Origin of the sequence: Dictyobacter arantiisoli (assembly GCF_008326305.1) — a bacterium.
GTDB classification, from domain to species: Bacteria; Chloroflexota; Ktedonobacteria; order Ktedonobacterales; family Ktedonobacteraceae; genus Dictyobacter; species Dictyobacter arantiisoli.
This window is the reverse complement of sequence record NZ_BIXY01000008.1, coordinates 96,701-118,212: the sequence shown is the minus strand read 5'-3', so window position 1 is coordinate 118,212 and position 21,512 is coordinate 96,701. Positions and strand designations below refer to the sequence as shown.

General features: G+C 50.3%; 23 protein-coding genes, 1 tRNA gene and 1 pseudogene. 12 read left to right on the top strand and 13 right to left on the bottom strand.

Annotated elements, in window-relative coordinates; all coding sequences use genetic code 11:
* Nucleotides 1–210 precede the first annotated feature (210 nt).
* From F1593_RS04450 to F1593_RS04440, 3 genes are all read left to right on the top strand, one after another.
* Complete coding sequence (locus F1593_RS04450) at nucleotides 211–837, top strand: IS607 family transposase (RefSeq protein ID WP_149400340.1); 627 nt, start codon at nucleotides 211–213, stop codon at nucleotides 835–837.
* On the top strand, nucleotides 821–1,957 hold the full coding sequence (locus tag F1593_RS04445; RefSeq protein WP_149400339.1) for an RNA-guided endonuclease InsQ/TnpB family protein: 1,137 nt from the start codon (nucleotides 821–823) through the stop codon (nucleotides 1,955–1,957). The genes F1593_RS04450 and F1593_RS04445 overlap by 17 nt, the downstream gene beginning before the upstream one ends.
* 379 nt (nucleotides 1,958–2,336) lie before the next feature.
* Nucleotides 2,337–2,417 (top strand) — tRNA-Leu (locus tag F1593_RS04440).
* 428 nt (nucleotides 2,418–2,845) lie between these two features.
* Here the strand turns inward: F1593_RS04440 and F1593_RS29225 are convergent.
* Nucleotides 2,846–2,956 (bottom strand): heavy metal-binding domain-containing protein, encoded by a 111-nt coding sequence (locus tag F1593_RS29225; RefSeq protein WP_268907011.1) that lies wholly within the window; start codon nucleotides 2,954–2,956, stop codon nucleotides 2,846–2,848.
* Between the two features lie 75 nt (nucleotides 2,957–3,031).
* Between F1593_RS29225 and F1593_RS04430 the strand changes: the two genes are divergently transcribed.
* Nucleotides 3,032–3,583 (top strand): GNAT family N-acetyltransferase, encoded by a 552-nt coding sequence (locus tag F1593_RS04430; protein ID WP_149400338.1) that lies wholly within the window; start codon nucleotides 3,032–3,034, stop codon nucleotides 3,581–3,583.
* A 248-nt stretch (nucleotides 3,584–3,831) separates the two neighbouring features.
* Here F1593_RS04430 and F1593_RS04425 read toward each other — a convergent pair whose 3' ends face one another.
* The 5 genes from F1593_RS04425 to F1593_RS04405 all read right to left on the bottom strand — a co-directional run bounded on the left by F1593_RS04425 (nucleotide 3,832) and on the right by F1593_RS04405 (nucleotide 8,770).
* Nucleotides 3,832–4,992, bottom strand: a complete 1,161-nt coding sequence (locus F1593_RS04425) for a homogentisate 1,2-dioxygenase (protein ID WP_149400337.1) — start codon at nucleotides 4,990–4,992, stop codon at nucleotides 3,832–3,834.
* A 45-nt stretch (nucleotides 4,993–5,037) separates the two neighbouring features.
* On the bottom strand, nucleotides 5,038–5,928 hold the full coding sequence (locus F1593_RS04420) for a fumarylacetoacetate hydrolase family protein (protein WP_149400336.1): 891 nt from the start codon (nucleotides 5,926–5,928) through the stop codon (nucleotides 5,038–5,040).
* Nucleotides 5,929–7,032 (bottom strand): 4-hydroxyphenylpyruvate dioxygenase, encoded by a 1,104-nt coding sequence (gene hppD / locus F1593_RS04415; protein ID WP_149400335.1) that lies wholly within the window; start codon nucleotides 7,030–7,032, stop codon nucleotides 5,929–5,931.
* A 304-nt stretch (nucleotides 7,033–7,336) separates the two neighbouring features.
* Nucleotides 7,337–8,188: a sugar phosphate isomerase/epimerase family protein gene (locus F1593_RS04410; RefSeq protein ID WP_149400334.1), complete on the bottom strand. Its 852-nt coding sequence runs from the start codon at nucleotides 8,186–8,188 to the stop codon at nucleotides 7,337–7,339.
* Between the two features lie 228 nt (nucleotides 8,189–8,416).
* A complete protein-coding gene (locus tag F1593_RS04405; RefSeq protein ID WP_149400333.1) occupies nucleotides 8,417–8,770 on the bottom strand; it encodes a winged helix-turn-helix transcriptional regulator in 354 nt (117 codons plus the stop codon).
* A gap of 216 nt (nucleotides 8,771–8,986) precedes the next feature.
* Here F1593_RS04405 and F1593_RS04400 point away from each other — a divergent pair, with 216 nt between their 5' ends.
* Nucleotides 8,987–9,544, top strand: coding sequence for a luciferase domain-containing protein (locus F1593_RS04400; RefSeq protein WP_149400332.1), 558 nt, complete (start codon nucleotides 8,987–8,989; stop codon nucleotides 9,542–9,544).
* Nucleotides 9,545–9,731: 187 nt separating this feature from the next.
* Nucleotides 9,732–10,574 carry an NmrA family NAD(P)-binding protein gene (locus tag F1593_RS04395; RefSeq protein WP_172631851.1) on the top strand — a complete coding sequence of 281 codons (843 nt, stop codon included), beginning with the start codon at nucleotides 9,732–9,734 and terminating at the stop codon, nucleotides 10,572–10,574.
* A gap of 530 nt (nucleotides 10,575–11,104) precedes the next feature.
* Here the strand turns inward: F1593_RS04395 and F1593_RS04390 are convergent.
* The gene (locus tag F1593_RS04390) at nucleotides 11,105–11,656 is read right to left on the bottom strand and encodes a dihydrofolate reductase family protein (RefSeq protein ID WP_149400331.1); all 552 of its coding nucleotides are present in this window, start codon (nucleotides 11,654–11,656) and stop codon (nucleotides 11,105–11,107) included.
* A gap of 295 nt (nucleotides 11,657–11,951) precedes the next feature.
* Nucleotides 11,952–12,740, bottom strand: coding sequence for an AraC family transcriptional regulator (locus F1593_RS04385; protein WP_149400330.1), 789 nt, complete (start codon nucleotides 12,738–12,740; stop codon nucleotides 11,952–11,954).
* A gap of 496 nt (nucleotides 12,741–13,236) precedes the next feature.
* Between F1593_RS04385 and F1593_RS04380 the strand changes: the two genes are divergently transcribed.
* Nucleotides 13,237–14,115 carry an AraC family transcriptional regulator gene (locus tag F1593_RS04380; RefSeq protein WP_149400329.1) on the top strand — a complete coding sequence of 293 codons (879 nt, stop codon included), beginning with the start codon at nucleotides 13,237–13,239 and terminating at the stop codon, nucleotides 14,113–14,115.
* 302 nt (nucleotides 14,116–14,417) lie between these two features.
* Nucleotides 14,418–14,879 carry a hypothetical protein gene (locus tag F1593_RS04375; protein WP_149400328.1) on the top strand — a complete coding sequence of 154 codons (462 nt, stop codon included), beginning with the start codon at nucleotides 14,418–14,420 and terminating at the stop codon, nucleotides 14,877–14,879.
* Nucleotides 14,880–14,911: 32 nt separating this feature from the next.
* Here the strand turns inward: F1593_RS04375 and F1593_RS04370 are convergent, their stop codons facing one another.
* A complete protein-coding gene (locus F1593_RS04370; protein WP_149400327.1) occupies nucleotides 14,912–15,142 on the bottom strand; it encodes a hypothetical protein in 231 nt (76 codons plus the stop codon).
* Between the two features lie 23 nt (nucleotides 15,143–15,165).
* The gene (locus F1593_RS04365) at nucleotides 15,166–15,912 is read right to left on the bottom strand and encodes a MerR family transcriptional regulator (RefSeq protein WP_149400326.1); all 747 of its coding nucleotides are present in this window, start codon (nucleotides 15,910–15,912) and stop codon (nucleotides 15,166–15,168) included.
* Nucleotides 15,913–16,297: 385 nt separating this feature from the next.
* Between F1593_RS04365 and F1593_RS04360 the strand changes: the two genes are divergently transcribed.
* Both F1593_RS04360 and F1593_RS28865 read left to right on the top strand, forming a co-directional pair.
* Nucleotides 16,298–16,912: an alpha/beta fold hydrolase gene (locus F1593_RS04360; protein WP_216368774.1), complete on the top strand. Its 615-nt coding sequence runs from the start codon at nucleotides 16,298–16,300 to the stop codon at nucleotides 16,910–16,912.
* Between the two features lie 54 nt (nucleotides 16,913–16,966).
* Nucleotides 16,967–17,125: a hypothetical protein gene (locus F1593_RS28865; protein WP_216368773.1), complete on the top strand. Its 159-nt coding sequence runs from the start codon at nucleotides 16,967–16,969 to the stop codon at nucleotides 17,123–17,125.
* 34 nt (nucleotides 17,126–17,159) lie between these two features.
* Here the strand turns inward: F1593_RS28865 and F1593_RS04355 are convergent.
* The 3 genes and pseudogenes from F1593_RS04355 to F1593_RS04345 form a co-directional block, all read right to left on the bottom strand.
* Nucleotides 17,160–17,414: pseudogene (locus F1593_RS04355) on the bottom strand (cysteine hydrolase family protein); the annotation flags it as partial.
* 14 nt (nucleotides 17,415–17,428) lie between these two features.
* Nucleotides 17,429–18,286 carry an SDR family NAD(P)-dependent oxidoreductase gene (locus F1593_RS04350; protein ID WP_216368772.1) on the bottom strand — a complete coding sequence of 286 codons (858 nt, stop codon included), beginning with the start codon at nucleotides 18,284–18,286 and terminating at the stop codon, nucleotides 17,429–17,431.
* A 65-nt stretch (nucleotides 18,287–18,351) separates the two neighbouring features.
* The gene (locus F1593_RS04345; RefSeq protein WP_216368771.1) at nucleotides 18,352–19,230 is read right to left on the bottom strand and encodes an SDR family NAD(P)-dependent oxidoreductase; all 879 of its coding nucleotides are present in this window, start codon (nucleotides 19,228–19,230) and stop codon (nucleotides 18,352–18,354) included.
* A 166-nt stretch (nucleotides 19,231–19,396) separates the two neighbouring features.
* On the opposite strand from F1593_RS04345, the gene F1593_RS04340 reads away from it, so the two are divergent.
* Both F1593_RS04340 and F1593_RS04335 read left to right on the top strand, forming a co-directional pair.
* Entirely contained in the window at nucleotides 19,397–20,008 is a 612-nt protein-coding gene (locus F1593_RS04340; RefSeq protein ID WP_149400324.1) for a TetR/AcrR family transcriptional regulator, read from the top strand.
* A gap of 151 nt (nucleotides 20,009–20,159) precedes the next feature.
* On the top strand, nucleotides 20,160–21,380 hold the full coding sequence (locus tag F1593_RS04335) for a cytochrome P450 (RefSeq protein ID WP_149400323.1): 1,221 nt from the start codon (nucleotides 20,160–20,162) through the stop codon (nucleotides 21,378–21,380).
* Nucleotides 21,381–21,512: the final 132 nt, after the last annotated feature.

Sequence of the window (21,512 nt, the reverse complement as noted above, 5' to 3'; positions counted from 1 at the left end):
ATGGATCGTGTCGGCGTGTGCAATGTTGCCCGACAGATGCGCTATTTTGATGCATCGTATGACAAGGCTCTTGATCTCTTGCTCACTGGCTACTGTTCCGTTTTTTAGAATTGGAAAGCCCTGACAACTTGTACTGGCCCCTTGCTCATCCTTATAGAAAGAGCTTACAACTGTATTGAAAAACGAGGTAAAATATGTTATACACTATTCATGGAGCATACATATTCACCAAAACAGTTTGGGAAATTAATCGGCAAGTCGGTCAATACTTTGCAGAAATGGGATCGCAAGGGGATTTTTCCTGCCTTTCGCAGCCCGACCAATCGCCGCTATTATACCCATGAACAATACTTGCAGTACCGTGGGCTCATTGCTCCACAGAGTGGCGGGGTCATTGCGTATGCTCGCGTCTCCTCACCCGCCCAGAAGAAAGATCTTGTCATTCAGATGCAAGCGTTGCGAGCCTATTGCCTCGATCATTCCATTGCGGTGGATCAATGGATCGAAGACGTTGGCTCCGCCCTCAACTACAAACGCAAGGGGTTCAATTCCATCATCGAGCAGATCGAGCTTGGGCAGGTGCGCCAACTGATCATTGCCTACCAGGATCGCTTTGTGCGTTTTGGCTACGACTGGTTTGAGGCGTTCTGTCAGCGCCATGGGACGGATATCGTGGTCATCAATGATGAAACCTTCTCCCCCGAGGAAGAACTGGTGCGTGATGTTATCGCCATTGTGACGGTCTTTTCTGCGCGGCTGCATGGCTTGCGTTCCCACAAGAATGCTCTGCGAGCAGCGGCTTTGGGCAAAGGGGCGAACGATGATCAAAGCTCATAAGATGCGCCTCCATCCTACTGCCGAGCAGTTCGTCTCTTTGTCGAAGGCTGCCGGAACCTCGCGATATGTGTGGAATTGGGCGCTGGCGGAGTGGAACCGGCAGTATGCTGCAGGAGAGAAACCTACTGCATTGAAGCTCAAGAAACAGTTTAATGCCATCCGTCGGGAACAGTTTCCTTGGACATGGGAAGTAACGAAAAACGCGTCAGATCAACCGTTCCTCGACCTGGGCAAGGCATTTACCGCTTTCTTTGAGAAAAAAGCCCACTATCCGAAGTTCAAAAGCAAAAAGAAAAGCAAACCAAGCTTTTATCTCGCAAACGATCAGTTTGAGCTTGGTGATCATCGCGTCTGGATACCAAAACTCGGTTGGGTGAACCTCGCCGAAAATCTTCGCTTCAAGGGGAAAATCAGCGGGGCTCGTGTAACCCGCCAGGCAGATTGGTGGTTCATTTCGATCACAGTGGAAGTTCCTGATGAAGTGCCACAGAAGCGACCCGCAGCGGTGGGCGGGGACGTCGGCTTGAACCGATTAGCGACCTTGAGTACGGGCGAGGAATGCGAGAACCAAGCGTTCCTCAAAACGAACCTCAAGAAGCTTCGGCAAGCCAACAAACGGCTCCACCGTCGCAAACAAGGGTCAAAGAACCGCGAGAAAGCACGACGGCAGGTAGCTCGATTGCATTATCGGGTTACCTGTAAGCGTGATGATGTGCTCCAAAAGCTTACCACACGGCTGGCAGACTGTTACGGCATCATTGGCATTGAAGATCTGCATCTCAAAGGGTTGCTCAAGAATCGCCATCTGGCTCGCTCGTTCTCTGATGCGGCCCTGGGCAAACTGCTGGCGCTGTTGACCAGTAAGGTCGAGCAACGGGGTGGGCAGGTCGTGAAAGTAGGGCGATTTTTCCCTTCGAGCAAACAGTGCCATGCATGCCAGTGGAGATGGGACGACATCACGCTTTCCGATCGGATCTTTGTGTGCCAGGACCCTACCTGCGCTTACTACGAATTGAGGCAAGATCGCGATTATAACGCCTCGCTCAACATCTTGCAGGAAGCCCTTCGCTTGATCGGGCTCATTGATCAAGCCGTCTCCGGTACTGGCTTGGACGAATGACGTAAAATCGGCTGTGGACTTGATAGAAGACCAAAATGCTTCGGCAGGGAGGCTGTTGAGGATGAAGCAGCAACAACGAAATTCTGCGTGGAGGTGTGCTTGCACACATTTGCATACGAAAATCGGAGCAGTATAAAGAAGCATCCAGTGCTATCACATTCTTTGGCCCAGAAGGCCCAACCAACCAACCAATCAACCATAGGTCCCGACGAGGCGAGGCGAGACGAGGCGCAACCTGATTCAGGAACGGGCAAAAAAACAACACGCGCAAGACATCCACGCATCAAAACCGGATCAAAAATACCGACTGACAAAAAAAGCCCAAAAAGCTATTGACAACCACGTATAGATGCGGTATTATACAACCCGTCAAGGACAAGCCGATGTGGCGGAACGGTATACGCGTCTGTCTCAAAAACAGATCCCGCAAGGGTTGAGGGTTCGAATCTCTCCATCGGCACTCAGTTGTTAGGAAAAAGCGTCTCAAGCAAGGCCACAAGCCACTTGAGACGCTTTTCTTTTCTGTAGCAACCCTCTACTTACGGCAAATCTTACGGCAGTTCCTCAAATTTCCCTGTTTTTATGGCAATTCATCCCCCTCATCCAGGCCGTCATCATTCGATAAATCCTTATCATGATCATCACTGGACGTTTGAAATGCATCGTTCATTTTTCCCATCGCTGCCTCTTGCATACCCGGGAGGATCTGTATATACTCTTCCCTGACATCGTTATTTTTGGCATCCCTGGTTTTCGGGGCCTGCTGGTTCCAACGCGCTCATCCATGCTGGCTGGTGCGCGTGACCGGTGTTTCGAGCCTGCAACCCTTGTCAAGAAGTCGCCTACAAGATGCGCAGTAACACAATTGAAACAAAGAGGTTGTACAGGTTAGTTGCCAATCTCCGCAGAATCAAACTGCATGCGCACAACCGCATTCGCACCCATCACGGCGGCGTTTTGGACTATGCGGTCAATCGCGTGTCGGCGCGCATCCTCCAGTAGTAAAGCATTGCTTTTAGCAAAAGAAACGAGTAAGCTCTCTGTGTCAGCATTTATAAGGAGGTCCCTGTTTCTATGCCTTTCGCAACCTGGTGGCGAGGAGATCCTTTCCCCAAACTCTCGCCTCTATTACCGTTCTCAGCTTGTCTCTCGACAGACAAACATGTGATTGCACAGCTTGCCCATCTTTCTGATCAGGAAATAAACACGCGTATTCAAAGTGGTAATTACCCTTATATCGCGTTCATGGATGAAACTCCAGTTGCCTATGGATGGACCGCGACACACGAAGGAAGAATCGCTGAATTACAATTTTCTTTTCCCATTCAAACGAAAAACTGTTATCTGTGGGATTTTATGACGCTTCCTGAATGGCGAGGGCGCGGCATCTATCCTCGTCTCCTGCAGGCAATCATCCAGCAGGAACAATCTGTTGATCGCTTCTGGATCGGATATGAGCCGGGGAATGAAGCCTCAATGCGTGGCATCACGAAAGCTGGCTTTCATGTAGAAAGTGATCTTGTCATCTCTGAAGGTCGCGTGTCCGGCCTTGCCCTTTTCAATGCAAGTGCGTATGCTCAAGCAAGCGCCCATTTCTTCCATCTTCCCATTGTACCTGGCGAATGAAAGGACTGGCTATTTTCACTCAAAGGCCCTTCCTTTCACAAACTTCGCATGAGGACCTTCATCAGTAGGCCAGGAGGTCAGGAGGTTATAAAAATCCTCAGGATAGTAAGATAGATATCTTGTTGTCCTGAGGATTTTGACAACAATGCGATACAGCGTATATGAACAGAGTTTAATGTCAATGTCCCTTCCTGCGTGCTGCGCTCACCTGTTCTTCACAATCCTGATGTTAATACAACAGACGTACGTCAGGACAGCCAGCTGTAAGGGTAAGCTGGATCGTCGATGGTCTGGGCGGCAGTAGTGTATTTAAGGGGATGAAATGTGTCAATCATGACGGCAAGTTCATCGGTTTGTTGAACACCGAGGCTTTTTTCGACGGCACCTGGATGAGGGCCGTGGGGAATGCCACGAGGATGGAGAGAGATCGAGGAACGTTCGATGCCGCGCCGACTGCCGAAGTTGCCATTGACATAGTAGAGCATTTCGTCGCTGTCAATGTTGCTGTGATTATAAGGAACAGGAATTGAAAGGGGATGGTAATCTAGCTTGCGAGGTACGAAAGAGCACACCACGAAGTTCGGTCCCTGGAAGGTTTGATGCACGGGTGGAGGCTGGTGCACCCGTCCAGTAATCGGCTCGAAATCGCTGATATTGAAGATCCAGGGATACTCACAGCCATCCCAACCAACCACGTTGAAAGGATGAAAGTCATACCAGTAGCTAGTGATCAGGTTATCTACCTTCAGACGTACCTCGAACTTGCCTTGTTCGGTATGGGTCACCAGCTCTTCAGGTCGGCGTAGATCACGCTCACAGTATGGTGCGTGCTCTAGCAGCTGACCACTGGGACTAACATAGCGACGCGGCGGCTCAATGTTCCCATGAGCCTCAACCACCAGAAAACGACTCTGCACACTCTCTTCAGAGAGAGCAAAACGATACGTGGTACCGCGCGGAATGATGATATAGTCGCCCTCATGATAAGGCAAGAGGCCAAAAGTAGTTTCAAGCACACCATGACCATCGTGCACAAAATACAGAGTATCTGCATCACCGGAGCGATAATAATAATTCATCGTCTCGCTCGGTAGAGCAATCCCAATCGTTAGATCCTGATTATACATCAAGACCTGATTGCCCAACACAGCATCCTTAGCAGGCTGTAATTGAGCGGTTTTTAAGTGATGATGGCGTTGCACACCTACATTCCAGGCTTCTAATTGCAACTCTTGAAAGGGCTCAATTCTAGTCACGCGCGTTGGTGGATAATGATAATAGATATTCGAGTAGTTATTTGAGAATCCCTCGGTGCCAAAGAGCTCCTCAGAATAGAGCGAACCATCTGCTTTACGAAATTGTGTATGTCGTTTGGGCGGTATCTCTCCCAGGTGATGATAAGGTGGCATCTCGTCCTCCTGAAAAGCAGGCTTACAGGCTTTTCCACTGCACTACTAAACAATCTTGTTACGCAGTATTCCGATACCATCAATTTCTAACTCAATTGTCTCTCCGCGCTGCAGCCAGGGGTGAACTGTGGAGCTAAGCTCCAACAGGCAGCCACTCCCCACTGTACCAGAGCCGATAATATCACCAGGACGCAGACGAACATTGCGTGAGGCATAAGCGATCAGCCGGGGAAAGCTATAATAGATCTGCTGAAAATTACCACGCGAAATCTCCTGTCCATCCACGCGTGCCAGCATCGTCATATCGTAGCGCTCGCTTGCACCCTCTCCAGTGCGCCGCGCAACCAATTCATCCGGTGTGACCAGCCAGGGACCAATGGAGGTCGCAAAATCTTTGCCTTTGCCAGGGCCTAGATTCAATTGCATGTCCAGGCGCTGAAAGTCCCGCGCACTCCAATCGTTCATAATAGTATAGCCAGCAATATAGTTAGCAGCGTCATCTACCGGGATATCCTTGCCAGCACGTCCAACAACACAGGCAATTTCTAATTCAAAATCCAGTTCCTGGCTGCCCGACGGATACGGCACGGGCTGCCGGGGGCCATATATTTCGCTGGTATTAGAGAAGTAGAACGTAGGGATTTCATACCACGCCGGGATCATCCCAGCCCCACGCCTGGCCCGAGCGCTCTTGACGTGCTGTTCGAAGGCATAGAAATCCCGTAATGTCGGTGGAGCAGGGATGGGCGCGAGCAGCGTAACCGTATCCAGCGCCAGACCTTGCTCAGAACTCTCCAGAGCCTGACGTGCCGAAGTCATACCAGCAGGATCTTGCAAGAGTTCCAGTAGCGTAGGATAGTTTAAGAGGAGCACACGCTCTCCGCGCAATACGCCAGCCGAGACATTCTGCTCGTTCTGCACAGTTACTAGCTTCATCTAGAGATTCCCTCGTAGTTCCTGCTCTCGCTCCAAAGCCTCAAAGAGCGCTTTAAAGTTGCCCTCACCAAAACCACGCGCCCCTTTACGCTGAATAATCTCAAAGAAAACCGTTGGACGACTCACAATAGGTTTGGAGAAAATTTGGAGAAGATAACCATCCTCATCGTGATCAACCAGAATACCGAGATCCGCCAGTTGTTGTAGATCCTCATCGATAGGCCCGACGCGATCCAACACATCCTTATAATAGCTCTGCGGAGTCTGCAAAAACTCAACGCCCCGCTCGGTCAGATTACGTACCGTCGCAACAATATCATCGGTAATCAAAGCCAGATGCTGCACCCCTGGTGAACGATAAAAGTCCAGATATTCCTCAATCTGAGATTTCTTACGGCCAGGCGCAGGCTCATTGATCGGCAACTTGATGCGTCCGCTCCCATTCTGCATGACCTTCGACATCAACGCCGAATACTCAGTACTGATCTGGCGATCATCAAAATGAATCATCTGGGAGAAGCCCATAATCCGCTCATAGAAAGAGACCCACTCATTCATCTTGCCCAATTCAACGTTGCCAACCACATGATCAATACCAGCCAGACCAGCTGGCCGAGCCCGGCGCGGCAACGTGCTTTCTACCGCCCGAAAGCCGGGTAGAAATGCACCTTGATAATCCTGCCGCTCCACAAAAGTATGGGTCGTCTCTCCATAGATCTGGATCGTAGCCAGCTTGACCGAGCCATAGGCATCCCTGCGCTCCGTGGGTGGCAAGATCCCGTGCGCCCCTCGACTGGTCACCTCTCGATAAGCCCGCTCAGCGCTCTCAACGCGAAACGCCACATCCTTCACACCATCTCCATGGAGCTGCACATGGGCCGCAATCTCGCCATCGGGTCCCATCGGCGAAGTAACCAGGAAACGGATATTCCCCTGCTCCAACACATAGCTCATGTGATCCCGTATCCCGGTCTCCAGGCCGGCGTAAGCCACAGGTACAAAGCCCCAGGCATGACAAAAGTAATAGGCTGCCTGGCGAGCATCACCAACATAAAATTCCAGATAATCAAAATTTTGAATCGGCATAAAATCAGCATTGATCATTGCAGGGCTCCTTCTTTGGATGCTACGAGCAGTTAGCAACACAGCGTCATACTCGCCCAATGTTCTATAATCGAACAGTTAATCCGATAATAGGTACACTACTCTGTGTACATGATCTATAATAGAATGTCAAGGTTATCCAGGCGCAATACGAGAGGATTTCGGCGTCATCATGCCAGGGTATCTTGACGAAGAAAGCATCTCCACCCGCGTCCTCGCCGCCGCCCAAAGGATCGTCGCATCAGTTTAAACAGGAAACTAATGGGGGGCTAATGTAATCCCCCAATTGGGAAGGGATTAGCTTTTAGACGAGAGTGCCCGTCAGGTAGGGTTTGACAATCGCAAGTTCTGTCGTTAATCCTTCCCACTCGTCATTATTTGGGCCATCGTAGATCAATGTATAGGGGCCAGAAAAATTGGCGGCCCGTGTAATATCCAGACAACGTACATAATCCTCACGATCAATTTCTCCCTGATCCGAGAAATGGGCCTTGGTATGGCAGGATTGGGCATACGGGGCAATCGCCTGCAGGTCCGCATATTTGGTTGCTCCACTCCAATTACCAAAATCAAAGCACAGGCCAACCTTGCCAGCCAGATTATCCAATACATAGGAAACTGCAGATGGAGTCGAGAGGAGAGCAAACCAGTTCTCTGTCATCAAGTGCACATTATTCTCCCGGGCAACTTTGAGCAGACGCTGCATATTGCGTACACTTAGCGCCAGGTTCTCCTCTGAAGGTGCAGACTTTCCAGCGATCACGCGTGCATTTTTGGCACCTAGAACACCTGCCACCTCAATAAAGGAACTAATCCAGGCCAGATCGCGTTCAGCATATTGTGGATGGGTAATATCCCCATTATCAATCAGCAATGAAAAAAGTTCTACACCAGCTGTATCCAGAGCCTGGCGCAACTTCAACAGATAGCTACGCTCCAAAGTGGGCAGATGGAAATAGACAATTTCTACGGTATGAATGCCAAAAGCAGCCAATTTCGCAGGTAACTCCAACAACGTCAATTCCCCATTGCCATGGGCAGCCTGGGGAATATCCTCGCCGACAGCATAAATCGGTGGACTACCAATTGTTCGTTTCAAACTCCATGTTGACACCGAAACTCGTGGTAGCGTTTGAACAGCCGTATTTTCGCTCATCTCAATGCCTCTCTCGCCAATAAAAAAACATCGCAGCTACTGTACAATACAACAATGTACTCCAGCCATGCTAAACCATTGTATCTGCCTAAATTTATCACACAACTGAAGCACTTCAAGCATAAACGCCAGCATTTTCCCACATTTACCATTGGAAGGTATGAAACAGTGTGATATTAATCCACTGCTTTCAGGAAACTCACGCCCTTATTAAGAGATTACCCAGGGTTACTCGCCCCTCGACGCCTCGACCATATGTATCACGGCCCACTCGTTCATCTGAAGGAGGAGTGGCTCCAGGGTCCGACCCTGCGCAGTCAAGGAATACTCCACCTTCGGCGGCACCTCCCGGTACACCTCGCGATGGACAAGCCCATCGTCCTCCAGCTCACGCAAGTGCTGGGTCAGCATCCGCTGGCTGCCCCCCGGCACCAGGCGGCGGAATTCGTTGAAGCGGCGGGTCCCGCCCATCAAATGATACAGTATGACTGGCTTCCATCGACCGCCGATCGCCTCCATGAGTACCTCTACTGGGCATCCGTAGCCCTTCGGGCACCCGTCGTCCTCTCCTCTGATGTCCATTCGCGCCTCCTCCGCAACAATCGTCGCAACGACTGTCGCCTATAGTTACTTTTTTGTAAGTATAGCACAAAAAACTGCGTACTTGTCCAAACAGGCGTTGTCGTCCATACTTACTGTGTCGATGTGAACCAGGTGTTCCACGTTCGCTGCTTTTACCTTCACGGGGAGGAGAGCGAAATGGGCTCAACACCCTGTGAACAGAAAGGAAAGTCTTCAATGATAAAGAGAGAGAGGGAAGAAGGGCAGAAGCAGGAGGCTCTTCTCTCAGAGAGAACAATGGCCGTTCCTCAGCGTCTCGGGCCTCGTCCGCGCACAACGCCTCGGACCCCTCACCTTCAACAGGATCAGCATGGGGCACCAGAGATGTCTGCCATGCTTGCCGAGCGCGTGTTCGCGCTTCCCGACATCGAGGAGGGTCAGAGTACGATCTCCGATCCTCGTTCACGAGCCTTCTGGCTCAAACGCTCTGTGCCTGCTGGCCCACCGAACGCCTTTCTTGGAAGGCGCGAAATTGGTCACTTTCACCCCTGGGATGGGAGCATGCATGTCATGTTGCCACCTGACGTTGCGCGACAAGCCGTCGCCTCTGGATGGGCTGAGGTCCATCCTGTCGCGGCAGCAGGGATGGCACCAGAGAACCTGGTAATGGTCTATAGCCCGCGCGACGAGCAAGAGGTCAATGTTCTGTTTGCCTTGCTGCAAGCTGCCTATCGCTATGCCGGTGGTCGCTTGCCTGAACACACAGAAAAACCAATCCCAGGTGAAAAAAAGTAGAAGAGAACGAAAAAGAAAAAGAGATGACGTTGATATGAAAGGTCGTTCATTTGTCCATTTATGTTTTTGATGAGAGGATAGGTGTTTTACGACAGGCAATGATCAGAAAATGACGACACAGAGTGATCCAATCGATAACGAGAGTAAATTGTATTAGCCATTTTTGTGGCAGAGAGAGGACCCAATCATGATTTTAGTCACAACAGCAGGGAAGGTCGGTTTCGAAACCGTGCGTTTACTACGGCAAAAAGCATTGTCTGTCCGTGTGCTGGTTCGGAACCCTGAAAAGGTGAAGTCGTTGGTAGAGATCGGAGCGGAGATCGTCGTGGGTGATTTAGACTCGTTGCCAAGCATCGACAAGGCGATGAAGGGGATACAAACCGTGGTGCTCGTCAGCCCGGGCATCCCTGCTCAGGAGCTGAACGTCGTGCATAGCGCAAAACGTGCGGGTGTCAAACGGGTCATTAAGATCACGAACGACGCATCGGCAGACTCTCCCATCGCCCGGCGGCGTTGGCAGTATGAGATCGAAGCCGAGCTTCTTGCTTCTGGACTCAACTACACGCTGTTACGTGCAAATGCCTACATGCAAAACGTCCTGGCGCTCGCTCCAGCAATCAAGAAGACCGGCGGATTCGGCTCCTCGGCTGGCCTGGGGCGCATGGGCATGATCGATGCCCGAGATGTCGCCGCAGTAGCCGCCGAGATTGCCGCTTCATCCGTCACGCATGTCGGAAAGACATACAAACTCACCGGCCCGGCACTGATCACCTATTCCGAGGTGGCGGCGACACTCTCAAAGGTACTCGGTCGACCGGTCAGCTACCACGAGCTGAGCTTCGAGGAGGACAAGAACGCGATGATTCATGCTGGTCTTCCGAAAGAGTTAGCCGAGATGAACGCTCAGTTCTTCGGCATGGTCGCTGGTGGCGACTGTGACTGGCTCAGTGAGGATGTGCCAGTCCTCCTCGGTCGCCCGGCACGCTCCCTTGAAGAGTTTGCCACCGACTACGTTTCCACATTTTCCTGATTGTGTAGGAAGCCAGGTTGAGGTGCATGAGAAAGAGGAACTATGAGTCATCCCGGATTTGATACCGTTGGGAAACCCTGTTACGAAACATCTTTTGAGCGTACTCACTCCAAATAGATGAGCACCGCGCAAGGGTTTCCCAACGGTATCGGATTTTGATACCGTTAGAAAACGCTGATTAGCCAGCGAGTTCGACGGAAGCTAAGGCGGCGAAACGTGAAGTACGCGTCTTCGTTGCCTTCGTTCCCTCCAAAAAGGCGTCGAGACGAATAAAATTGATGGCGGCTGCAGTAAAATATTATCTTATATAGTGACACACAACTATAGTGACACACAACAACATCGATGCGATTGTAACAGAGAGAGCATGTGACCTGATACCCTGATACGCAGCAGCGTGATCATAGCCAGTGAGTGGGTTTGAGGCAGCCTTTCATTGATGGCAACGCTCTGCCCGGCGTGTGATAGAGGTAGAGTGCCTTTGCCATTCCAGACCTGGACAATCATCTGACCATAGTTAAGTACGGATCTTACCTGACAACGCGGAACCATAGATCGGTTCTCGTCGGAATCTCGAATATCCTCATTTTTTCCAATTTTATCTGCTCATTGTCCAGGGGTTCAAAAAACCGAAGACCTTCACCAAAGAGGACCGGGACGATACCAATGTGGATTTCGTCTACGAGCCCGGCTCGTAGACATTGCTGAGCGGTATTCGCGCCACCTACCACCATGACATGTTTGTCTCCTGCGGCTGCTTTTGCCTTCTCAATAGCACTTTCAATACCATTGGTAACGAAGGTAAACGTCAACTTGTCATTCTCTCCTTTGGCCACCTTTTCTGGAACCACATGCGTCAGGACAAAGATCGGCACTTGATATTCGTAATCCGTGACATCCCCCTCTGCCATATTGTAGGCATGTCGGCCCATCACCACCGCGCCTGTCGTCTGTATTTCTTCCTGTAACATCTCTGTGCTTCGCAATGCTTCCAGATCCGGATACAGGCGGCTCACATCGCCATTTCGGTCATTCATAAACCCGTCCAGTGACATGGTTGCACCGATAATAACGTTTCCCATAACACCTCCATGCAATGCATCAAACTTTCTTTACCACAAGCTTACGCGCTTCCACCGAAAAAAACTTCTCACATCTTACTCTTTCCTGCTGTGGCAAGATATTGCCTTCACTGCTTTTCGTTGAGTAAGGCTCACATCTCTTGATAGATGTGTTGTTTCGATCCCGTCTCCATGCCATCGGCATACGCTTGGTGTGAGTTAGAAATCAAGTAAGTCGGCAAAAGCCTGTGGGGTAATGGCCATTCAGAGAAATGATTTTTCTCATAGCATGCTCCTTTTATCGTTCAACTCTGATTTAACCAGTGTAGCCGCTTTCTTCACATGAAGAGTCAGCAACACGAGTATACTCTAACAGAGGGGAAGCGTCTTGAAGAAAATGGTCATCCGCTAAGGTTTTATCAACAAGCGGGAGCCCATGTTGAGTCCGAGCAATGAGGGCGGGAGTGTAGCCAATGAAATGCTTCAGCGCCCGGGTCAGATGGGACTGATCCGCATACCCGGTCTGATATGCCGCGTCGATCAGCGAAACGCCCTGCCCCAGAAGCTCGGTAGCCTGTTTGGCGCGCTCGATCTGCTCAATTGTCTTGTAGGGGAGCCCGGTCGCCAGGACAAAGCGGCGCCTGATGGTGCGCAACGACATCTCTACCGGGTGATGAGCCAGGACCGCCTGCACCACGGGATCAGAGACCAGCACATGCTGGCGAACCAGGCGCTCAATGAAGGTCTCAACATTTTCATAGTCAGGGATCGGCCAGCTGGAGTCAGCCAGATGAAAGGATGTTTGCGAGGCCAGGGGCAGGAACGCCTGCTCATCCAACAAGCGTTGAATGGAGAGTGCGGGCAGAAAAGTGCCGAGAGGAAACGTGACCCCGAACCACTCGGTCCCTTCGGGTTGAGCCACAGGGGTCGCTCTGGTCAACGGTCCCTGTACAAAAATATGCAGCCTGTCGTACCGCTTGAGAAAGAGTAAATGCCATTGTCCGGAGGCCGGGCAGACAGGGGTATACCCTTGCCCCGCTCCGCCACGCCAGACGGCCTCAATAGAAGGAGAGTCCGAACCTCTCCCCTCAAAATACGTCTCCAAATGGTTCCTCCCTGCAAAACGCAATGCCTTCTTTTTGCTTTAAGCTGGCATTCTCACAGAGGCCCAGAAAAACGGAAACAGTGTATGAACGCCTGGTGTGAGATGGTGTGGCATATCATCCCGGCCTCTCTTTGTCTATTTATTCTCGGAAGTCCCCTACGGTAGAATCAGTTCGAGATGCCCCCACCACATATGCGGTGTATCTAACCACCAAAGCAGCGGTCATGGTCGTGAACACATCTACATCAATATCTGTTCCTTCATTTTCAATTCTTCAAAGAGTGTTGAGCATCACATGCATTATTTCACGCATTTAATCTTTCTATGAGTCTCTGCATTCTTCTTTGAGATACGCTTCAAAGAATACAAAGGTTGTACAGCACAGATTGCTTACCATCACCAAGTTTGCCGGAGATGAAAGAAAAGCGCAAAAATGGAACAGTAGAACGCATTTTCGCCTGCTATAATCTTGACATCGGTTCAGAGGAGGAACGTTGTGGACTACCTCAAGTGTATCCAGAATAGTATTGATTATATCGAAGAGAACCTGCAAGGAAGCCTTACGGTCGATACGCTGGCAAAGATTGCAGGTTTCTCCTCCTATCACTACTATCGTGTGTTTAACGCTTATGTGGGTATCCCCGTTGTGGACTATATCAGACGCAGACGCCTGGCTCACGCAGCAGCACAACTCGCACGCGGCAAACGTATCATCGATATCGCAATGGACTATGGCTTTGATACCTACAATGGCTTTGCCAAAGCTTTTCGTAAGACGTATGGCTGTTCTCCTGAACAATACCGTATCCATGTCTCAGGGCGGCTGCCCAAAAAAGTAGATTTACTACTTTTGACGCAATGCAACTTGAAAGGAGCAATTGTCGTGGAACCAAAGATTGTGACGAAACCAGCAGTCAAAATCGCAGGCTATGAGCTCAAAACGACGTGCAACGAGGGGAAAAACCTCCAGGAGATCCCGGCATTTTGGGGGAACATGACCCCTGAGAAGTTCGATGTACTCCACAAACAACTCCATGTTGTCCATCATCACGAACTCGGGGCCTGCTTCCCCCCTGATCCTGTCACTGGCGACTTTTCCTATGTGGTTGCGGTAGAGGTTCATGGTTATGCTGGTGTCGCATCAGACATGTTTCGTGGCAAGATACCAGAAGCGACCTATGCGGTATTTAAGGTTCCGCCAGTTGAGAGCATGGGGCCTGAGTTCTCTGATGCGATCCAGGGAACATGGAAATACATTCATGGCACCTGGTTCCCTGACTCCGGCTATGAGTTTGCCGAAGGAAAAGTCGATTATGAACTTTACTTAGAGGGAAACAATGTTGAGGTCTATATCCCCATCATGAAAAAAGCATAAATCATCTTCAATGTGACACCTGTCCGGTCGGTTCCTGCTCAGATTTCTGACGTAATGCGCAGCGTTCAGTTTACCGGCAGGAACTTTTTCTACCGCTAAGAGGGGTTTTCCAAATTTGACTACGCTCCAGCGTTTGTCCAATGCTGTCCACCTACACAAGCTGGCGAAAAATTCACGATTTTTTTGACAATGTATATCGTCAAAAAAACGATATACTTATACAATAAGGGAGAAATGACCACTGTCCGGCTTTGATCAGGTCTTGAACAGAGCCGGAAGAAAAAAAGCGGAAGGCTTTTCTGATGAGCAGAAAGATTGAACAGATCAAGGACATTTTGCATGGTTCTCATGGTTGGAATTCCGGCCTTGAAGAGTATGATTTTATCCTGAGCATTGAATTCCGTCAGGATGGCACTGGCGAGATGGTGTATGGAGAGTGCCAGGCTGTAAAAAGCATCATTCATTTTCGCTATGATATCTCTGCCGATATGCAAATCCATTTCGAGTTCTTTGACACAGTTGATCCCTACTGGACCCCTTTCTGGGGAGGAAAAAAGATGTTTGAAAGAACAGAGGAGAATGCTTTGAAAATGGTCGCGTTTCATCTCTTGGATGGTCCGTTTTTCATTGACAAGCCATTTGATAGTCAGCAGTCCATTTATTCATACCTCTTACGCTTTGCATCAGATCCTTTTCCAGATAGTAGTGGGCCATGGCCCTTAAAGGAAACATGGCTTGACTACTATGGCGGAGAGAGAAAGTAGGAGAAGAGCTTCTCAATCCTCGAGTGAACAAATCAGTGCCGGATGGTGTGCATCCAGGATGTCAAAGGTAGAGGTTCCCCGGCATATTCTTTCAGTAAAGCAAGCAGGTCGTCCAATGCGGCCTCGATGTCATGGCGACCTGTAGCATGGTGTGCTTCGATCGTAATCAGGCACTCTCGCGTCTGCTCGACAGCAGCGCTTGCTTTACTTTGTCGCCAGCACCAGCGGCGTGCGATCACCAGCCTGGTTTCATCGGAAAACACCACCTCGTTTGGGGATCTAAGGGTTAAAGGGTTGATCCGCGTACAAAGATGTGCTGCGCCCAAAACTCGCTCACATAGCGCTGAAAAAAGGCCATTGCTTCAATACACACCCAACTTGTCCGCGTCAGTTCCTCGCTTCTCGCCTCCACGGCCGCGATGGCTTTTTCTGGCCGACCTGCCGCCAACTCGTCTAATACCGATAGGATGACCTTGGAGTCGTAGCCTGCATCTCTGAGCAGGACCACGATATGCAAGCGACGCATCTGTTGCTCGTCATAGAGGCGATAGTGGCTGTTCTGCTCGCGTAGTGGCTGCAAAAGGCCCTGTTGTTCCCAGAAATGCAGGGCCGAGACACGTACTCCTACCTGTTTGGCTGCCTCTCCCACTCGGAAGCGTTGGGGATGATACGTACCAGGCAGAGGAGCGGGTTGTGCGGCCAATGTATGCAGGGCGGCCAGCGTTTGCTCAATCTGAAGACGTTTGCTGGCAAGCTCGGCGTGGCGCGTGTCGATAGTCGCAAACGCAGTTGAGAGTTCTCCTCGATGAAGCGCCTGTATGATCGCTGCTGTCCACTGCCAGCCATAACCAGGAACCATGCTTTTCACCGTTTTGAGTGCAACAAGATGTTGCTGGGTGTAGAGACGGTAACCACTTGGACTGCGCTGTGCTTTCGGGATCAAGCCACTGGCTTCGTAATTGCGTACTTGTTGGACGCTGATATGCCCGGCCAGTGCGAGATCTCGTGTGCGCAGATAGAGATGATCTGTCATGTAAAACCCCCAGGTTCTTTTAGAGACTTCTTTCAATAAACACTCTTCTTTCTACCATATTTAACGAGGAAATTGAGCGTAAATAGGACTCTATTGTGTCTCTATGCAAATACTGAATGCTGCTCAACACTCAAATTGGGCATGGGTGTTGTATAGTAGAGATATGATCCAGATAAAAAGCCTGGCCAGCTTGGATCACAACGCATGCGTGCATCTAAATGAGCAATCTACTTAGAAGATAAAGGGGTGCTGCTCTTGAAGCGGGAACCAAAAGCTAGATAGATAGCAGAAGGAGCAATACCCCTGCATAAACGACGCACAATACGACAAGATGCTGCCTCCTATATTCGAGGCAGCCATAGAGAAAATTATGGAGGTAATTCAAATGTCTGAAGCGAGATTGCATGACGGAAGCACCATCGAGATCGAGGTCGCTGGCGCAGGACCGACCCTGCTGCTGCCGGTCAATCCGCACCCGGTCGAAGGACCGCAGGCGGAGCAAATGCTCAATTATGGCGTAGATCCAGCCCTTGGCCAATCTCTGATCAAAGGACTCCGCAATACTTTTCGTGTGGTTGTCTTCGACTATGAGGGACAGTGCCTTCGCACACCAAAACCCGACACGCTGACGCCAGCAAACATTGTCACTGATCTCCTCTCCGTGGCTGATGCCGTGGGAGTGGATCGGTTCGCCTACTATGGATACTCCTGGCTTGCGATGAGTGGTCTTCAACTCGCCATGCGGACCGACCGTCTATCAGCTCTCATCATGGGCGGTTTTCCACCTGTGGGCGGGCCATATATGGAAATGCTCCGCGTCACCACCGCAGCCAACGAGATGGCGGGGGCAGATCAGTCCTCGCAAACATCGGATGAAGATGAGTGGTCGACGGCGGCTCTCTCGAAAGGCCAGACTCAGCAGTTCGTTACTCTTTATCAGGCGCTACAGAAGTTCAACAACCGAACTGTCCAGTCCCGGATCACCTGCCCCCGCCTCTGATTTGTGGGTTCAGCGGACGAGATAGAGTATGGCAAGAATTGGGGTGACGTGCATGTGAGCTTAGCCGGCCCGATCATACACGAACAAGCACAGCTGGAAGAGCTTGGCTGGGATGTGAAAATACTCGATGGTCTCGATCATATCCAGGCCATGCAGGCGACGCAAGTTGTGCCAATCCTACATTCGTGGTTGGCTTCCAAATTGGAACGCTAAAAGGTGTCAGTGCAAGAATCTTGCTAAGCTGGACTTAGCAAGATTCTTGCATGATGCGGGAGGATGCATTTGCGAATACAACGCTGGCCTGGCGTGGGAAAACTTTGGAGAGTTGGACGCGCTGGACTTCTTCGTCAGCATCAGCACAGCAATCGGCTAAGACTGTCAGTTGATAATCTTTATCGGCCGCTTCTCGGAGTGTTGATAAGACCACTCCGCTGGTGGCTATCCCACAAAGCACCAGATGCGAGATATCTTGTGATCGAAGCACCACCTCTAGATCGCTCCCATTGGGAAAGAGATTTAACCTGCTTGAGAGGCTTCCATGTCAGACAACCCGGTTAACTGTTCACTGATCTGTCGGAGTCGGCGGCGTGCAGCTATGTCATACGCTTGTGGATGCGCGCGTGCCTCCTGTTGCTGATCAAAATATTGGCCTGTCACATTGTCTAGCGTAGGCGACGTTGCCAGATACATCACGGAACGGAGTCCCTCTTCGACCGTGGTCTGGGTAAAAGGGATTGTCTCACGAACCATTTTGGTGTTCATCAATGAGGCAGGATGGACACAGTTAACGGTGATATGCTCTCCTTTCAACACATCAGCCAGATCAATGGTAAACATCATCAGCGCGAGTTTACTGCGACGATAGGCTTCGACACCATTGTAGCGACGTTCAAACATGATGTCGTCAAAATCAAGCGGACTCTGCCCCACCGATCCCACATGGATAATGCGAGAAGGCGGGCCGTAACGCAGACTGGCTAATAGTAGATGGGTGAGTAAGAAAGGAGCGAGATAGTTTACCGCAAAACGAAGCTCATACCCGTCTCGACTGAGTTCACGTCTCGCACCGAGGAGCTTTCCGCCACCCACGCCTGCGTTGTTGATGAGCATATCAAGCTGGGGATGTTGCGTTTGCACCTGCTCAGCCAGCCTGCGAACTGCTGAAAGCTCGGACAGGTCAGCAAGATAAGCCTCCAGCCGTCTATTTCCTGTTATATCTTTGATTTCCCGTAACGTCGCATCCAACCGCTGCTGATTGCGGCCATGAAGCAGTACAGTTGCGCCCTGTCTGGCCAGTGCAAGTGCAGTCTGTTTCCCAAGTCCATCTGTCGATCCGGTAACCAGGATCGTTTGTTGCGCAAGAGGTTTCATCATTTGTTCTCTTTTCAAGCAAGCTATTTTTCTGCCTACGAGGATATTTTGCTCTGCGTCTCCTTCAGCTATGAGACGCGTCGGGTATTTGCAAGGCCAAATGCTCTCAGCAACAGCCCATCACGTACATGGTCAGGCAACAGGCGGAGAACAGCAATCATTCCGGTCCCTCGCCCAGCGAGATAGCGTGTTTTGGGACTGCGAGAGGTCAGCGAGTGGACAATGGCAGCGACTACCACACCAGGAGACTCCAGACGCTGGTTAGCTAAAGCTTTAGCTACTGCGGCAAGTGCCGGTGCATACAGTTGCAGAAGTTCTCCAGGCAACCGCTGCCTGAACTGTTGGGCGCTAGCCGCCGACTTTTTAAAGATATCCGTCTGCATAGCCCCTGGCTCAATGATAGAGACGGATATCCCGAAGGGGCGAAGCTCGCTCCGCAGCGCGTCAGTCACAAATTCTAGCGCAGCTTTGGAGCCCGAAAGCGCTCCCAGATAAGGCATCGCCACTTGTCCTGTCGGCGCGCTAATATTGACGATATGTCCTTTCGCTTTCCGCAACAGAGGCAGAAAAGCTTGTGTGACCGCAATATGTCCAATGACATTTACCTCGAATTGTTTGCGTATCTCATCGGTAGGGATCAATTCAAGCGGTCCTTCAACGATCATACCGGCATTATTCACCAGTCCAACAAGCCCAACCTCCCCAACTGCCCTGGTTACGATTTCAGCAGCCTGAGCGATGGAGGCATCGTCAGTGATATCGAACAAAACAGGGGTGATCCGGGCAGAGATTTCGCGCTGAAGCCTCTCACCATCAGAAGATTTTCTCACACCTGCAAAGACCCGAAATCCTAATTCATCAAGCCGTCGTACAGCAGCCATACCAATGCCACCAGCGGCTCCCGTAATCAAAACAGCTCCTCGCTGTGCCTGAGTCATTGTTGCCATAGAACCTACATTCCTTTCGCTGGAAGAAGAAGACTACTTGTCTCTCCATCCGGCTTCTGGTAGAATAAACTATACGTAGCGTGTCATATCTAACAAAGTAAATATATACGATACGAGTCGTATATGTCAAGAGAATTTTCTTGACGTCGAAAAGAGGTAAACAACGATGGCTGAACAGGAGAAAAATCAGGAGTCTTTCGCACGGGGTCGTCGGCGAAGTAGCCAATCTCACCAGGCAATTTTGCAAGCAGCTAGAGAAGTCCTGGAGCAGGTGGGTTATCAAGCCATGACGATTGAAGCGATTGCTGCAAGAGCTGGTGTGGGAAAAAAAACTATTTATCGCTGGTGGCCTTCCAAAGCAGCAGTGGCGCTTGAATCTCTGACCTCGCATACCGAGGTGTATGTGCCTTTTCCCGATACAGGTTCTCTGGAGAGGGATTTGACTCTGTACTTTGAGCTTTCTTTTCCGGGCTTGCAAGGAAAATCAGGAACAGTGCTGAGCGGGCTCGCTGCTGAAGCGCAGTTGGACCCGGTATTTGCTCATGAATTTCAACGCACGTTCATTGTGCCACGAAAGCAAGAGCTGGTTGCTCTCTTGCAACGCGGTCTCCAACGAGGGGAACTGGCCCCTGATACCAATCTAGAGGTTCTAGCGGACTTGATTTATGGAGCCAAATGGTATCGCTTTCTCTTACATCCTGCGCCATTGGATGATGTGTTCGCCAGGGAAATTGTCAAGCTGATTCTCCGCTTGCGATCAGAAGCGTCGCGCACGTAAGAATCATCGGTATGAAAAATACGCAATAAAGAGCATGACAGCAATGCCTCTTGTTATCTACAATGAAAAATGATGGGTATTACCATATTTCGATTATCTCATGTGCTTTACATAATGAGAGTAGATATGTCTAAAGAGGAGTAGTGTCATCATGACTTTGACTAATAGTCACCAACCGTTTAGCTTTTCTGCCCTCAAACGAGGCTATGCAAATCCACACAAACTCTATGATGATCTGCGTGCGACTGATCCAATCTATTTTGATTCCTTAAGTCAGTGTTGGATCGTGACAGGCTACGCAGAAGTTATCGCGATTCTGGAAGATGAGCGCTTTACTTCCGATCTGGGCACCTACTCACCAAAATCAGCCATGGGCTGGGATGCAGTGCAAGCGACCTTGACGCAGTCTGTCTTTTTTAAAGATGGCATTGAACATCAACACGCGAATCATTATCTACTCAAGCATATAGCGCAAACGGCTAAACGCTTAACAAACGATATTAAAACCATCGTGCATCAACGCTTCTCAACCCTGGCCCCTGACGGATCGATGGATATTGTCAAAGATTTTGCTTCAGCGATCTCTTTTGCCGCAACATTACGCGTCCTTGGTATCGATATTGATGAACAACAGAAGTTTATACGTTTCCTGGGCTATTCAGAAACAATCTCAGATATCGCTAGCGGCTATCCAGTCGGAAACGCGCAAGACCTCGCCATGCTTATCTCTTATCTGCGCCAGCAAGTTGCACAAAAAAAGAAGGCTCCATCTGACGATCTGATTAGCGCCTTTCTCGCAGCTCCTGATATTTTCCCTGATGAGGAAGCCGTACTGTCAAGCACGTTGATGATCTTGACAGCAGGACACGTCACCACGAAAAAACTGATCGGAACCGGCACCGCGAAAATACTCGATCGCTGGCCCGAGTTACAGGCAGAATTTGTAAATAATCCAGCACTGCCAAAACTGATCTGTGAAGAGGCATTGCGTATGAGCCCACCAACCCGCTATATCGCTCGCTGGGCCCGCCAAGACGCGGATCTATCGGAACAATTTCCCGGGAAACATCACATCCGTCGTGGACAAAAGGTGCTCCTCTTCCTGGAAGCCGCCAATTATGATCCCAGGTATTTTGAGAATCCGAAGGAATTTAATTTAGCCCATCGTCCAGTAAAGCACCTGACATTTGGATTCGGAAAGCATCGCTGTCCAGGAGCATCAATCGCTCGCATTGAAGCGCACGCGTCGCTTCAAGAACTCCTTCACCTTTCGCATCTAAAGCTTGATCCAGCTCATCCAGCGGTATGGAATCCTAATCCGATTCTGGGCGGCTTTCGTTCCTGTCCCGTCACCTTTGATCCACACCAATAAGCATTGGCGCTACTTTTATACAAGTTAACGGCTGAACTAACAGCTGCACTAACAGCGTAACAGTATGCTTGAAAAATAAAGCAGACAAAAATGGTTAAGCTCTATGACACAGCTACATAGACGCGGAGGGTG

Bases quoted from the DNA above. Each gene is read 5' to 3' on its own strand.
- F1593_RS04335 (WP_149400323.1), top strand. From the start codon at position 20,160: ATGACTTTGACTAATAGTCACCAACCGTTTAGCTTTTCTGCCCTCAAA.
- hppD (WP_149400335.1), bottom strand. From the start codon at position 7,032: ATGATCAATGCTGATTTTATGCCGATTCAAAATTTTGATTATCTGGAA.
- F1593_RS04420 (WP_149400336.1), bottom strand. From the start codon at position 5,928: ATGAAGCTAGTAACTGTGCAGAACGAGCAGAATGTCTCGGCTGGCGTA.
- F1593_RS04450 (WP_149400340.1), top strand. From the start codon at position 211: ATGGAGCATACATATTCACCAAAACAGTTTGGGAAATTAATCGGCAAG.
- F1593_RS04430 (WP_149400338.1), top strand. From the start codon at position 3,032: ATGCCTTTCGCAACCTGGTGGCGAGGAGATCCTTTCCCCAAACTCTCG.
- F1593_RS04365 (WP_149400326.1), bottom strand. From the start codon at position 15,912: ATGACAGATCATCTCTATCTGCGCACACGAGATCTCGCACTGGCCGGG.
- F1593_RS04405 (WP_149400333.1), bottom strand. From the start codon at position 8,770: ATGGACATCAGAGGAGAGGACGACGGGTGCCCGAAGGGCTACGGATGC.
- F1593_RS04350 (WP_216368772.1), bottom strand. From the start codon at position 18,286: ATGATGAAACCTCTTGCGCAACAAACGATCCTGGTTACCGGATCGACA.
- F1593_RS04375 (WP_149400328.1), top strand. From the start codon at position 14,418: ATGAGCAGAAAGATTGAACAGATCAAGGACATTTTGCATGGTTCTCAT.
- F1593_RS04390 (WP_149400331.1), bottom strand. From the start codon at position 11,656: ATGGGAAACGTTATTATCGGTGCAACCATGTCACTGGACGGGTTTATG.
- F1593_RS04400 (WP_149400332.1), top strand. From the start codon at position 8,987: ATGATAAAGAGAGAGAGGGAAGAAGGGCAGAAGCAGGAGGCTCTTCTC.
- F1593_RS04360 (WP_216368774.1), top strand. From the start codon at position 16,298: ATGTCTGAAGCGAGATTGCATGACGGAAGCACCATCGAGATCGAGGTC.
- F1593_RS04395 (WP_172631851.1), top strand. From the start codon at position 9,732: ATGATTTTAGTCACAACAGCAGGGAAGGTCGGTTTCGAAACCGTGCGT.
- F1593_RS04345 (WP_216368771.1), bottom strand. From the start codon at position 19,230: ATGGCAACAATGACTCAGGCACAGCGAGGAGCTGTTTTGATTACGGGA.
- F1593_RS04410 (WP_149400334.1), bottom strand. From the start codon at position 8,188: ATGAGCGAAAATACGGCTGTTCAAACGCTACCACGAGTTTCGGTGTCA.
- F1593_RS04425 (WP_149400337.1), bottom strand. From the start codon at position 4,992: ATGCCACCTTATCATCACCTGGGAGAGATACCGCCCAAACGACATACA.
- F1593_RS04445 (WP_149400339.1), top strand. From the start codon at position 821: ATGATCAAAGCTCATAAGATGCGCCTCCATCCTACTGCCGAGCAGTTC.
- F1593_RS04340 (WP_149400324.1), top strand. From the start codon at position 19,397: ATGGCTGAACAGGAGAAAAATCAGGAGTCTTTCGCACGGGGTCGTCGG.